General features: G+C 60.2%; 14 protein-coding genes. 9 read left to right on the top strand and 5 right to left on the bottom strand.

The genetic code is table 11. From position 1 onward, the window contains the following. The first annotated feature begins 158 nt into the window (after positions 1-158). Entirely contained in the window at positions 159-719 is a 561-nt protein-coding gene (locus tag EPK99_RS06175) for a single-stranded DNA-binding protein (protein ID WP_128442199.1), read from the top strand. A gap of 55 nt (positions 720-774) precedes the next feature. Here EPK99_RS06175 and EPK99_RS06170 read toward each other — a convergent pair whose 3' ends face one another. Together EPK99_RS06170 and EPK99_RS06165 are read right to left on the bottom strand one after the other, a co-directional pair. Next, entirely contained in the window at positions 775-1956 is a 1182-nt protein-coding gene (locus EPK99_RS06170) for an HPP family protein (protein ID WP_128442198.1), read from the bottom strand. 45 nt (positions 1957-2001) lie between these two features. Next, entirely contained in the window at positions 2002-2631 is a 630-nt protein-coding gene (locus EPK99_RS06165; RefSeq protein ID WP_128442197.1) for a MarC family protein, read from the bottom strand. Positions 2632-2854: 223 nt separating this feature from the next. On the opposite strand from EPK99_RS06165, the gene gyrA reads away from it, so the two are divergent. Further along, positions 2855-5692: a DNA gyrase subunit A gene (gene gyrA / locus EPK99_RS06160; RefSeq protein WP_128442196.1), complete on the top strand. Its 2838-nt coding sequence runs from the start codon at positions 2855-2857 to the stop codon at positions 5690-5692. A 263-nt stretch (positions 5693-5955) separates the two neighbouring features. Here the strand turns inward: gyrA and EPK99_RS25245 are convergent, their stop codons facing one another. Next, a complete protein-coding gene (locus EPK99_RS25245; RefSeq protein ID WP_164901718.1) occupies positions 5956-6093 on the bottom strand; it encodes a hypothetical protein in 138 nt (45 codons plus the stop codon). 439 nt (positions 6094-6532) lie between these two features. Here EPK99_RS25245 and coaD point away from each other — a divergent pair, with 439 nt between their 5' ends. The 5 genes from coaD (at position 6533) to tgt (ending at position 10464) form a co-directional block, all read left to right on the top strand. Then, entirely contained in the window at positions 6533-7027 is a 495-nt protein-coding gene (gene coaD, locus EPK99_RS06155; protein WP_128442195.1) for a pantetheine-phosphate adenylyltransferase, read from the top strand. A 27-nt stretch (positions 7028-7054) separates the two neighbouring features. Continuing rightward, positions 7055-7627 (top strand): peptidylprolyl isomerase, encoded by a 573-nt coding sequence (locus EPK99_RS06150; protein WP_128442194.1) that lies wholly within the window; start codon positions 7055-7057, stop codon positions 7625-7627. Between the two features lie 48 nt (positions 7628-7675). Next, positions 7676-8185: a peptidylprolyl isomerase gene (locus EPK99_RS06145; protein WP_128442193.1), complete on the top strand. Its 510-nt coding sequence runs from the start codon at positions 7676-7678 to the stop codon at positions 8183-8185. Between the two features lie 66 nt (positions 8186-8251). Then, positions 8252-9334, top strand: a complete 1083-nt coding sequence (queA, locus tag EPK99_RS06140; protein ID WP_128442192.1) for a tRNA preQ1(34) S-adenosylmethionine ribosyltransferase-isomerase QueA — start codon at positions 8252-8254, stop codon at positions 9332-9334. Continuing rightward, a complete protein-coding gene (gene tgt, locus EPK99_RS06135; protein WP_128442191.1) occupies positions 9334-10464 on the top strand; it encodes a tRNA guanosine(34) transglycosylase Tgt in 1131 nt (376 codons plus the stop codon). Before queA ends, tgt begins: the two co-directional genes overlap by 1 nt. A 19-nt stretch (positions 10465-10483) precedes the next feature. Here the strand turns inward: tgt and EPK99_RS06130 are convergent, their stop codons facing one another. Next, complete coding sequence (locus tag EPK99_RS06130) at positions 10484-10909, bottom strand: DUF4864 domain-containing protein (RefSeq protein WP_128442190.1); 426 nt, start codon at positions 10907-10909, stop codon at positions 10484-10486. Positions 10910-11151: 242 nt separating this feature from the next. Here EPK99_RS06130 and EPK99_RS06125 point away from each other — a divergent pair, with 242 nt between their 5' ends. Together EPK99_RS06125 and EPK99_RS06120 are read left to right on the top strand one after the other, a co-directional pair. Beyond that, positions 11152-11736 (top strand): J domain-containing protein, encoded by a 585-nt coding sequence (locus EPK99_RS06125; protein WP_128443332.1) that lies wholly within the window; start codon positions 11152-11154, stop codon positions 11734-11736. A 67-nt stretch (positions 11737-11803) separates the two neighbouring features. Continuing rightward, a complete protein-coding gene (locus EPK99_RS06120; RefSeq protein ID WP_128442189.1) occupies positions 11804-12286 on the top strand; it encodes a GNAT family N-acetyltransferase in 483 nt (160 codons plus the stop codon). Here the strand turns inward: EPK99_RS06120 and EPK99_RS06115 are convergent. Further along, positions 12261-13343 carry an acyltransferase family protein gene (locus EPK99_RS06115; protein WP_128442188.1) on the bottom strand — a complete coding sequence of 361 codons (1083 nt, stop codon included), beginning with the start codon at positions 13341-13343 and terminating at the stop codon, positions 12261-12263. The genes EPK99_RS06120 and EPK99_RS06115 overlap by 26 nt on opposite strands. Positions 13344-13570: the final 227 nt, after the last annotated feature.

The following is a 13570-nucleotide window of genomic DNA, read 5'->3' as shown; positions in this document are numbered from 1 at the left end:
TTCGATTCGGTTGACACCACTATAGAAGATGATAAGAACAAATAAAGAACAAATTGCCTGTGGATTGAAGACCGCACTCCGACCATTCATCCATCCTATGGGTTAATGTGGTTTGATGGTGTAAGGGCTGCAGGACGCGGCGAGCAAAGGTGAGAGTGATGGCTGGTAGCGTGAACAAGGTTATTCTGGTGGGCAATGTCGGCGCCGATCCGGAAATCCGGCGGACACAGGACGGTCGTCCGATTGCCAATCTGCGGATCGCCACGTCTGAAAACTGGCGCGACAAGAACTCCGGGGAGCGCCGCGAAAAGACCGAGTGGCATACGGTCGTGGTCTTCAACGAGGGCCTGTGCAAGGTTGTGGAGCAATACGTCAAGAAGGGCGCCAAGCTCTACATCGAGGGCGCGCTTCAGACCCGCAAGTGGCAGGACCAGAGCGGTAACGACCGATACTCGACTGAAATCGTGCTGCAAGGCTTCAACTCGACCCTGACCATGCTGGATGGTCGCGGCGAGGGTGGCGGCGAGCGGGGTGGATTCGGCGGCGGCCGTGGCGGCAGTAACGAAGATGACTTCGGCGGCGGTGGCGATTATGAACGCCAGCCAGCATCGGGTGGAGCCGGCCGGGGCGGTCGTTCAGGCGGCGCATCAAGTGGTGCGTCGGGTGGTGCATCCGGCGGCAATTTCTCCCGCGATCTCGACGACGACATCCCGTTCTGATCGTCGCACCGACTGCGTGTGAGCAGGACCGTCATCCTTTGGGGGGCGGAGGAAATCAAACCGGTTGGCGCGCGTCCGTAGCGGCCTCCAATACGGCTTGATCGGCGAGCATAGCCGCCAAGACGTCCGACTGCGACAGGATACCCGCGAGCTTTGTATTGCTACGGGTCACGGGCAGATAGTGCAGGCCTTGCCCGGCAAACATGATGATCGCTTCTGAAAGCGACGCTTCCGGAGCGATGGTCTTCACAGGCGCCGTCATGATGTCCTTGACGGTCTCGTTCGGCGCTGTTGCGCCCGACTGCGCCAATCGCAGCCGTTGCCGCACCCCAATTGTGGGACGTCCGGCCGCCCACGCGGCTTTATCCAGGAAATCCGTCTGCGTCACGATGCCAACCACCTGCGCCTGATCATTGGTCACGGGGAGGGCCTTGATATGATGCGCACGCATCAGGTGGTATGCTTCGTTGAGTGATGTGCCAGGTGCGACCGCGATTACATCCCGCGACATCACGGCAGCACAGTCGAGGCGACCGGCGCGATGGCGATAAGACCGAAGTTCGGTTCGCCGTAGAATCTCCTCCAGATCTTCCCGTTTGACGTCGATGAACTCGTCATAGTCTTTGAGAACGTCGTCCAGGTCTTCGCTGGTGAAGCCAAGGCGCTGGGTTGCCGGCCGGTCGGCCGTTCCATGATCGGCGGGCGTCGGCTTGATCGCTCGGGGATAGGGCCGCCCCGTGAGGTTGTTGAAGATGATCGCTGCTGCCAGCAATACAACCGAATTGCCAAGCACCGGCCAGAGCGCAAATGAATAGCCTAGATCATGGACAGCGGGGCCACCCAAGACGGCGGTGAGTGCAATTGCTCCGCTCGGAGGGTGAAGGCAGCGCAGACTTAGCATAGCAAGGATAGCGACACTGATTGCGATGGCAGAGGCCAGGAACAGGTCGTTGATCCACAAGGCAGCGGTGACGCCGACCAAGGCGGAAACGAGATTGCCGCAGAGGATGGACCATGGCTGGGCAAGCGGGCTTGAGGGCACGGCAAATAGCAGCACGGCCGACGCGCCCATGGGCGCGATCAAGGCAGGGCCAACGGCTCCATGATGAGCAACCACTCCGCCGATAAGACCGGTAACGAGGATGCCAGCCAGCGCCCCTGAGCCCGATCGTATTCTTTCACGAAGACTGACGGAGCCCGAGTCCGGCCACAGCCGGCGTAACAGCAGAGACTGCATGAGATACCTTTCGAATCACGATCCTCTTCGGCGGGCACAAGCCGTCTAGAAGCCAAAGGCTGACCGTACGCCGTCTACTACGAACTGCACGGAAAGTGCGGCGAGGATGACCCCCAGCAGCCGGGTCAGGATGGCTCGGCCGGTAACGCCGAGGAAGCGGTCCAGACGCTCCGCTATCAACAGGGTGATGTAGAGCCCGAGCATGATCAGCGCGATCACGCCAATCAGCAGCAGGCGGTCAAGCGCATTGGTGAAGGTGCCTGACAAGAGCACGGTTGCAGAAATGGCCCCGGGGCCGGCGATCAGCGGCAGGGCGAGGGGAAAGACGGCGATGTTGCGGATATGGTCGATCGTGATGGCGGCCTTGGACGTCCGCTCCTTGCGTTCCTGACGCTTCTCGAACACCATTTCGAAGGAGATCCAGAACAGCAGCAAGCCGCCTGCGATCCGAAACGCGCCGATCGATATGCCGAGAAGCCCGAGCACGCCGGAGCCGAACAGCGCGAAGACGGCAAGGATGCCGAAGGCGATAAATGACCCGCGCGCCGCCACCTCCCGGCGCTGCACGGAAGTCATGCCCATGGTAAGCCCCAGGAAGACCGGCGCCAGACCTGGTGGGTCCAGGGTGACCAGCAGCGTGGTCAGAGCATTGACCAACATATCGGGTGTCGCCATATCATCTCCTGTCGGCGCGCAAAGCTTGCGGTCGCTTGCCAGGATTGTTAGGACAGGCTGCGGACGAAGAAAAGCACCCTGTCTGCTTCTGCATTAGGCTCAATCGTTACGACGCCCGAGGCGAGGCGGCAAAAGTTGTTCAAAACCGCCAAGGAAATTGGCACCCGGAACCAGTTTCCGCTATAAAAATCCGACTGATTCCGAACAAAGATCGTGATCCGATTTGACTGAGCAAAGCACACCCGGCGGCGGAAAGCTGCCTCCAGGCATCGAACCCATTTCCATTATGGAAGAGATGCAGCGGTCCTATCTCGATTACGCCATGAGCGTCATCGTCAGCCGCGCTCTTCCGGATGTCCGAGATGGGTTGAAACCCGTCCACCGTCGTATCCTCTTCGGGATGAACGAGCTCGGGCTCGACTGGAACAAGAAATACGTCAAGAGCGCCCGCGTTACCGGTGACGTGATGGGTAAATACCATCCTCACGGCGATTCGGCGATTTACGACGCTCTCGCCCGCATGGCGCAGGACTGGTCGCTACGCATGCCGCTGATCGACGGTCAGGGCAATTTCGGATCGATCGACGGTGATCCGCCGGCAGCTCAGCGTTATACCGAGTGCCGGTTGGAGAAGGTCGCGCATGCGCTGCTGGACGACCTCGACAAGGAAACCGTGGACTTCCGCGACAACTACGACGGCACCATGTCGGAGCCCGTCGTATTGCCGGCAAAGTTCCCGAACCTGCTGGTCAACGGTGCAGGCGGCATCGCCGTCGGCATGGCCACCAATATTCCACCGCACAATCTGGTGGAAGTCATCAACGGCTGCATCGCGCTGGTGGACAATCCTGCGATCGAGCTGGCGGAACTCATGGAGATCATTCCGGGACCGGATTTCCCGACCGGCGCTATGATCCTTGGACGTTCAGGTATCCGCTCTGCCTATGAGACAGGCCGCGGTTCGGTCCTGATGCGCGGCCGCGCACGTATCGAAGCGATGCGGGGCGACCGCGAGCAGATCATCATCACCGAGGTTCCCTATCAGGTGAACAAGGCGGCGATGGTCGAGAAGATCGGTGAACTCGTGCGTGAAAAGCGCATCGAGGGCATTTCCGACCTGCGCGACGAATCCGATCGCCAGGGCTACCGCGTGGTGATCGAGCTGAAGCGCGATGCCAATGCCGACGTCATCCTCAACCAGCTATACCGCTACACGCCGCTACAGACCTCCTTCGGCTGCAATATCGTAGCGCTGAACGGTGGCAAGCCGGAACAGCTGGCGCTGCTCGACATGCTCCGGGCATTCGTGTCCTTCCGCGAGGAAGTCGTCAGCCGCCGTACCAAATATCTGCTGCGCAAGGCGCGCGAACGCGCCCACGTGCTGGTTGGTCTCGCGATTGCCGTTGCCAATATCGACGAAGTCATCAATCTCATCCGTCGCGCTCCCGATCCGGCGACCGCTCGCGAACAACTGATGACCCGGCGCTGGCCAGCGCACGATGTGGAACCGCTGATCCGGCTGATCGACGATCCTCGCCACAAGCTCAACGACGACGGAACCTACAATCTCTCCGAGGAACAAGCCCGTGCCATCCTCGAACTGCGTCTGGCACGCCTGACGGCACTTGGCCGCGACGAAATCGGCGACGAACTGAACAAGATCGGCGCGGAGATCAGCGACTACCTCGACATCCTCTCGTCGCGCGTGCGTATCCAGCAGATCGTCAAGGACGAATTGACGTCGGTGCGCGACGAATTCGCTACGCCGCGCCGCACCGAGATCCTCGAAGGCGGTCTTGAAATGGACGATGAAGACCTCATCGCCCGCGAGGACATGGTCGTGACGGTCTCGCATCTCGGTTATATCAAGCGCGTGCCGCTCGGCACCTACCGGGCCCAGCGGCGCGGCGGCAAGGGCCGTTCCGGCATGGCTACCCGCGACGCGGATTTCGTCACGCGCCTGTTCGTTGCCAATACGCATACGCCGGTGCTGTTCTTCTCCTCGCGTGGCATCGTCTACAAGGAAAAGGTCTGGCGCCTGCCGATCGGCACTCCGCAGTCACGCGGCAAAGCGCTGATCAACATGCTTCCGCTGGAGGCGGGGGAGCGCATCACCACCATCATGCCGCTGCCCGAGGACGAAGCCACCTGGGATAATCTCGACGTCATGTTCTCCACGACCCGGGGAACGGTACGCCGAAACAAGCTCAGTGATTTCGTGCAAGTCAACCGCAACGGCAAGATCGCCATGAAGCTCGAGGAAGAGGGCGACGAAATCCTCTCCGTCGAAACCTGCACAGGTCCGAACCTCGATATCGGCGTGGCCGGCGACGACGTGTTGCTGACCACGGCGCTCGGACAGGCAATCCGTTTCCCGGTCGACGAAGTCCGCGTGTTTGCCGGGCGCAATTCGATCGGCGTTCGCGGAATAACGTTGGCCGACGGAGACCGTCTGATCTCGATGACAATTCTCGGTCACGTGGACGCCGAACCATGGCAGCGCGCGGCCTATCTGAAGCGTTCGGCTGCCGAACGGCGTGCGGCCGGCGTCGATGAAGAGGACATCGCGTTGGTGGGCGAAGAGGTCACCGAGGAGGGACAGCTTCCGGACGACCGCTATGACGACCTCAAGACCCGCGAGCAGTTCGTTCTGACCGTCTCCGAAAAAGGTTTCGGCAAGCTGTCCTCGTCTTACGATTTCCGCACCTCCGGTCGTGGCGGCAAAGGCATCAGGGCAACCGATACATCCAAGACGGCCGAAATCGGCGAACTGGTCGCGGCTTTCCCGGTGGATGCCAACGACCAGATCATGCTGGTATCCGACGGAGGCGTTCTGATCCGTGTACCGGTCAGCGGCATCCGCATCGCCAGCCGCGCGACCAAGGGCGTGACGATCTTCTCGACCGCAAAGGACGAAAAGGTCGTATCCGTCGAGCGGATCAGCGAGCCGGAAGATGATGAGGCGACCGAGGACCTACCGGAAGCGATCAGTGCCGAAGCTGGTGATCCAGGCGCAGCTTTGGGCGAATCCGATACCCCGAGCGATGGTGCGGCAGATTAGGCCGCATCTTAATTCACAAGCCACAATAGAAAAGGCCGGAGGACATATCCTCCGGCCTTTTGATTCCGAGCATTCGAGGCTGCCCGGCGCCTTTAGATATTAGAATGCGCTATGGCGACGGGCGAAATCTTCCATATCTTCGCGCTCACGACGGAGCTCGGAAATTGTAGAAGCAACGGATGCCACAAACATGGTGCTGATAAGGCCTGCAAGTACAGTCAACGTCAGGAACATGGTCATCCTTTCCAGCCCATGTACCCGCCTCAGTAGTAGGAGAGATCGCTGTAACGACCGCTTACCTGCGGGTACTTCATATTGTTGAAGTCGGATTTGCCTTGATACAGGGTCACTGTTGCCGTCAGCATAACGGCGATCATTGCCGTCCAAACCAAGTTGATCATGGTGATCTTGTCTGGTCGGATCGTTTTCCTTCTCGCGATCATCTCCGTCTGTCCTTCCTGTTTGCCTGAACGCACATACGTCGCGCAGGTTCCACCGCATTTTCTACAGAACTTAACCAATCGGCTCTGAAGCGTCCTTGAATGCCTCGTTCATCTGGCGTTCAGATTCCCGAAGCTTCATCATCGATCGGTCCGAAGACGAAAATCGCGGCATCTACCAGAAGTGCCCCGAAAACCGCACCAACCACCAGCAGAGCCAACATTTCCCGTCTTCTCCTTGAGCAGGAGCACACCTGCTCCGTTCACGATGAGCAATAAAGCATGCGGCAACTGAAACGCCCTTGAACGGCCCATTCATCTTTCGTTCAGGAGTCGGACGGCTTGCAGCCGGGGCCGGACCGTGACAAAAGGCGCGAAACCGATCCATACTGGCCAGCGCATGACGACAGCTTTCTATCCCGGCTCTTTCGATCCCATGACGCGCGGTCACCTGGATGTTCTGGTCCAGGCGTTGACTGTCGCATCGACCGTGATCGTCGGCATTGGAGTTCATCCCGGCAAGGCTCCCATGTTCACCTTCGAGGAGCGGGCCGAGATGATCCGTGCCTCGCTTGCGGAGATTGTGCCGGAGAAGGCTGCTGCGGTCTCCGTGGTCTCGTTCGACAGGCTGGTGGTGGATGCGGCGCGGTCCAACGGCGCGAAGCTTCTGATCAGGGGGCTGAGGGACGGCACGGATCTCGATTACGAGATGCAGATGGCGGGCATGAACAGGCAGATGGCACCGGATATCCAGACGGTCTTTCTTCCCGCGGGCACGGCATCGCGGCCCATTACAGCCACATTGGTCCGGCAGATCGCCTCTATGGGAGGCGATGTCAGTGCCTTCGTTCCAACCGCGGTTCTGCACGCGCTGGCCGCCAAGTTCAAACGCTGATCATTTCGCCAAATATGGGAGTTCCGAATGAGACTGTTTCGTCTGGCCTTTGCGGGCATGCTGGCGCTTGCTGCGCTGACCCTGCCGGCTGCTGCCGCCAATGATGATTATCTGACAATCCAGCTGAAGGACGGCCCCGTCGTCATCCAGCTCTCGCCGGACATCGCGCCAAAGCACGTGGCTCAGGTCAAGGCACTTGCAGCAAAGGGCGCTTACGACAATGTGGTATTCCACCGCGTCATCACCGGCTTCATGGCCCAGACGGGCGACGTGAAGTTTGGCAAGCAGGGCAGCCCCAGCTTCAACGCATCACGAGCCGGCACTGGCGGCTCCGATCTGCCGGACCTCCCGGCCGAGTTCTCGAAGGTGCCCTTCGAACGAGGCACTGTCGGCATGGCGCGCTCGCAGAGCCCGAATTCCGCAAATTCGCAGTTCTTCATCATGTTCGGCGAAGGCTCCTTCCTCAACGGCCAGTATACGGTTATCGGAAAGGTTGTGTCCGGCATGGAATATGTGGACAAGATCAAGCGCGGCGAAGGCGGCAATGGCGAGGTGACGAACCCCGACAAGATGATCAAGGTCACGGTCGGCAAGAAGTAATCAAGAACCCGGCCGGCATCGCCAGGCAGGAAAACAAGGAGAAGACCAATGGCCGAGATCAAGGATCCGGAAAACACACTCATCATGGAAACCACCAAGGGCAAGGTCGTGATCTCGCTGATGCCGGATCTCGCTCCGGGCCACGTCGCGCGCATCAAGGAACTGGCTCGCGAAAATGCCTATGATGGCGTCGTTTTCCATCGCGTCATTCCCGACTTCATGGCCCAGACGGGCGACGTCAAGTTCGGCAAGAAGGGCGGCGCCAGCTTCGATCCCGGTCGCGCCGGCATGGGCGGCTCCGAAAAGCCGGACCTGAAGGCCGAGTTCTCGGCTGTCCCGCACGTCCGCGGAACCTGCTCCATGGCGCGTTCGCAGAGCCCGAACTCGGCAAACTCGCAGTTCTTCATCTGCTTCACCGACGCTCCGTGGCTCAACAAGCAGTACACGGTCTGGGGCCAGGTCGTGGAAGGCATGGACATCATCGACCTGATCAAGAAGGGCGAGCCTGTTCAAGACCCCGACGCGATCCTGTCGGTACGCGTGGCCGCGGACGTCTGATCCGCTTTAAGACGAACGACCCGCTCCGTCTTGACGTCGGGGCGGGTTTTGCTTTTCAGGATGACCATGCGCGTCGAACTGTTCGATTTTGATCTCCCCGACAAAAATATCGCGCTGCGGCCAGCAAGCCCGCGCGACAGCGCGCGGCTGCTCGTGGTCAGGCCGGAGGGTGAGACTACGCTTGCCGATTACCGTGTCTCCGATCTGCCGAGTTTCCTACGTCCTGGCGACGCGCTCGTATTCAACGATACTAAGGTCATCCCGGCACAGCTCGAAGGTATTCGCCGGCGGGAAGGGGCGGGCGCGCAGCAAGTGTCGGCCACGCTCCACATGCGCACGGCGCCCAATGTCTGGAAGGCTTTCGCCAAGCCCGGCAAACGCATAAAGGCGGGTGATCGGATCGAGTTCGGTCACGACGGAAATACATGCCTGCTCGGCTCTCTGGCCGCGACCGTCGAGGAGAAGGCTGAGGGCGGTGAAGTGACCTTGCGGTTCGACCTGTCGGGTCCTGCCTTGGATGAGGCCATCATGGCGGTCGGCCACATCCCGCTACCGCCTTACATCGCCGCCAAACGTGCGGAAGACGACAAGGACAAGCAGGATTACCAGACGATCTATGCCCGCGAAGACGGCGCCGTAGCGGCTCCGACAGCCGGCCTGCATTTCACGCCTGATCTGTTCGCGGCACTGGATGCTGCCGGTGTCGAGCGGCATTTCGTGACGCTGCATGTCGGTGCGGGCACATTTCTGCCGGTCAAGGCCGACGATACGGCCGACCACAAGATGCACCAGGAAATCGGCTATGTGAGTGCTGACACCGCAGAGCGGCTGAACGCCGTGAAGGCGAGGGGCGGGCGCATCGTCTCCGTCGGCACGACATCGTTGCGGCTGCTGGAGAGTGCCGCGTCCGACGACGGCACGATTGAGCCCTGGCGCGGCGCGACCGGCATCTTCATAACACCCGGCCATAGGTTCAAGGCGGTCGATATTCTGATGACCAATTTCCATCTGCCGAAATCGACACTGTTCATGCTCGTCTCCGCCTTCTGCGGCCTGGAGACGATGCGGACAGCCTATGCTCATGCGATTTCCAGCGGATATCGCTTCTATTCCTATGGCGATTCAAGCCTGCTCTTCCGGAAAGACTGATGACGGAAACCTTTCAGTTCACTCTTAAGGCAGCAGACGGCAAGGCGAGGCTTGGCGAAGTCTCCATGCCTCGCGGCACGATCCGTACACCGGCTTTCATGCCGGTCGGCACGGTCGGCACGGTCAAGGCCATGTATCTCGACCAGGTACGGGAGACGGGAGCCGACATCATTCTCGGCAATACCTATCACCTGATGCTGCGCCCGGGTGCGGAGCGGGTCGCGAGACTAGGCGGGCTGCACAACCTTATCCGATGGCAGCATCCCATTCTGACAGATAGCGGCGGCTTCCAGGTCATGTCGCTGTCGGGCCTGCGAAAGCTTGACGAGAAGGGCGTGACCTTCAAGAGCCATGTGGATGGCAGCCTTCACCACATGTCGCCGGAGCGGTCGATTGAAATCCAGGGACTGCTCGGCTCGGACATCCAGATGCAGCTCGACGAATGCGTGGCGCTGCCTGCCGAGCCCAGGGAAATCGAACGGGCCATGGAACTGTCGCTGCGTTGGGCCGAGCGCTGCCGGGTTGCTTTCGGCGATCAGCCGGGCAAGGCCATGTTCGGCATCGTTCAGGGCGGCGACCAGCCGGATCTGCGGGTACGCTCGGCGGAGGGGCTGAAGCAACTCGATCTCAAGGGCTATGCCGTGGGTGGCTTGGCCGTCGGCGAGCCGCAGGACGTCATGCTGAAAATGCTGGAGGAAACCCTTCCCGTCCTGCCAACGGAAAAGCCCCGCTACCTGATGGGTGTGGGAACACCCGACGACATCCTGAAGTCGGTGGCACAGGGCATCGACATGTTCGACTGCGTCATGCCGACCCGCGCCGGGCGTCACGGTCTCGCGTTCACCAGGCGCGGCAAAGTCAACATCCGCAACGCTCGCCATGCCGAAGACCTGCGTCCGCTGGACGAGGAATCAAGCTGCCCCGCCGCCCGCGATTATTCCCGCGCATACCTGCATCATCTGGTTCGCTCGGACGAAGCGCTGGGCGGGATGCTGCTCTCCTGGAACAACCTGTCCTATTATCAGGACCTGATGAAGGGGATCAGGCGGGCGATTGCAGACGGCCGCTTTGCGGAGTTTTATGCGCAGGCGCAGGAAGAGTGGGCCAAGGGCGATATCGAGCGCGTATGACCGCGGTGGAAGGGGCAGCCTAGATCCCCTGGCTTGCGGTGTTGCGTACCATCCTCACCCCATTCACCTTGTAGCTTCCGTCGTCCATCAGCCGCATCTCGTAGATGGCTGTCCAGTCAGCGCCTTTCTTGGAACTGACGAGCACTTCCTGGAGCACCACTTCGCCGCCGCCGATCAGCTTAGATCGGCCAAAGGCATAGGTGCTTGCACGATAGACCGGCTCGTATTCCTTCTGCACCATGGTCAGGAAGACGCCCTTGTCCGGGTAGAGGCTTTGTATTGCAGGTGAAGCGAAGGAGTAGGCCGCCTCGGCATCATCATGAGTGAGAGCCTTTATCTGGTTCGCAATCACAACCTGAGCTTCGGTCACCGCATCCTGCGCCTTGGCAGCGGGCGCGATGATGGAGACCAGGCAGAGAATATAAACGAGAGACCGCACCAGCATCGTCTCATCTCCGGATAAGGGTAGGGAAAGGCTAGCGCTTTTCTAGCCGCCGAAAAGGAGGATGAGAGAAAATAACCTTCATGCCTGGAATGCTGCTGCGTCAGGTTGCCGACCCCACCGGGGGAAAACTAGGGCAGGGTCGTCTTTTGCCGCTAATTGGCCATATGCGTGGATAATGGGTTGAGCGGGCGGGTCTTAGCTATTACCAGATTGAAACCGACTTGCCGAAAACAGGTGACGCTGTGATCGATCCCTATGAAGTGCTTGGTGTTGCCCGAGAAGCGGATGGCGCAGCCATCAAGTCCGCCTATCGCAAACGCGCCAAAAACGCCCATCCGGACACCGGTGGCGACGTGGATCTGTTCAGCCGCCTGACCACGTCCTACGAACTGCTGGCCGATCCGATCCGTCGCAAGGTCTATGACGAGACCGGCTACGATCCCGATCTGGCCGACACCAAGGACCTCCAAGGTCTCGTCATCCTGGAGACACTCGTGAACGAGATGATCCTGGACGAACGCGAGCCTGGGACCTTCGATCCTGTCGCCGCCATGCGCAGAAAGCTGACAGACAAGGTGGTGAGCGCACGCTTCCATATTCTCGAGATGGAGCGGCATCGCGCACGTATTCGAAACCATCTGGACCGCATGGCGCGCAAGCCGGGAACCGACGTGTTGGGCCGCATGCTGCGGGCGCGGGGCCAGACGATCTCTGACGCCATCACCAAGGCGGAGGCGGAAATCATCACCATTGAACAGGCTTATGGCATGCTTGACGGTTATGCCTATGAAGTGGAGCCAGCCGAGGTTAAGGACGCGGCAGAATAGACTGCCTTCTCCGCTTCCGACGAGCAACGACCCGCTCCAACACGCCGTCTGATCAGAAAGAACATCCATGCCGCTGCTCATCCGCGAAGCGCTTGCCCAAGACGCTCCGACGCTTCTCCACTTCATTCGCGAACTTGCCATTTACGAGCGCGCCGAACACGAGGTTGCGGCGACGGTGGAGGCTATAGAGGAATCGATCTTCGGCAGTGGCGCCGTCACGCGCGCCTTGATCTGCGAGCTGGATGGCGAACCGATCGGCATGGCGATCTGGTTCTTCAATTATTCGACCTGGCAGGCGAAGAACGGCCTCTATCTGGAAGACCTCTACGTGACACCGAAGGCGCGCGGGGCGGGGGCGGGGAAGGCCATGCTGAAGCGGCTGGCCCAGATTGCCATCGAGAACGGCTGCGGGCGGTTCGAGTGGAGCGTGCTGGACTGGAACAAGCCGGCGATCCGCGTCTACGATGGGATCGGGGCCGAACCCATGAAGGAATGGATCCGCTACCGGCTCTCCGGCGATAGCCTTACGGCTTTCGCCAACGGTTCTTGAACCAACGCTGCAACGGCTGGTCCAAAGCGACGGTGAGGTGCCAGCACACCACGGTCAGGATGCCCACAAAAGCAAGACCCGCATAAGGCACGGCGCGGCTGTCGGTTATCTGCGGCAGGAGAAACTCCGTCCAGGCCACCAGCGGCACATGCAATACGTAGACGGCATAGGACGCGGTTCCCAGAAAACTCGAAATTGCCCCGGCAATCGGACCGGGTATACAGCGGCTGGCGACAACGAGCAGCGCAGGCCAGCAGCAGAAGACCACGAACACGTCGAAATAGGCTCGTAATGACTTCGGCGTCGGAAACGCCAGAATGGACGCAACGAACACGAGGCAGCCGACGGCCACTATAGGCCTCAGGCTCGGCGATGACGATCGAAAGCGATAGATCAGTACGCCGACGAAGAAGGAGAAGAAGACGCGTGCCATGCCCGCATACATCTCGTTCCAGCGGAAGCCGGCATGCAGACGTCCATATTCCACCGCAGCGATGATGAGGACGAGCGCGCTTAAGACGATGACTGGTACGATATTTTTCGTGCTGGCCCGCGCGCCCCAGAGCCCAAAGACCAGGTTCGCAACGAGCTCGTTGAAAAGCGACCAGGCCGGATGAACGAGAAACAGCGCACCGTTCAAGGTGAGGCTGAACGGAGCCGGCACGAACAGCAGGCCGGTCACCACAGCAATCGAGAGTTCCTGCAGGTCGATCGGCCGGTGCAGGTCGTCGAGCGGTGTCGGAAGCCCAGCCATCCAGAGCATGACGAAATAGCCAGCCATCAGAAACAGCGCCAACCCGTAAAGCGGGTAGAGCCGGAACAGACGAGCCTTCATGAACGCGAACGTCGAAGTCCGGCCATCCGCAAGCGCCGCACCATAGGCATGGGCCAGCACGAAGCCGCTCAATCCGAAGAAGAGATCGACGCCGAGATAGCTCGAAGGCAGTTCATCACCGAGCAAGGCAGTCGCATGACGCTGGATGATGAAGAGGGCTGCGATACCACGCAGACCGTCCAGCAGGACAAAACGCTGATGCTGTGGTGGGGCTGTCGGCATCGGGCTCCCGGACATGGTTCGAAACAAGCAAGGCAGGGTGGCTGAAAACTGAACGCTACAGTAGCGATAACCACCATGCCAGCCCACAGTTGGAGAACCATGTCAAAGCTGATTAGTGCTGCGACGGCGCTGGCCATTTAGAAATGCGACACTCAGCATCTCCTCTGGTGCTGACGGCAGCCCCCCGATCCGATCGGCTGGGCCGGGTTGCAAGGGCGGAGCGGGGG

This window comes from Neorhizobium lilium (assembly GCF_004053875.1).
Classification (GTDB): domain Bacteria; phylum Pseudomonadota; class Alphaproteobacteria; order Rhizobiales; family Rhizobiaceae; genus Neorhizobium; species Neorhizobium lilii.
This window is presented reverse-complemented; position numbering and strand designations above follow the sequence as displayed.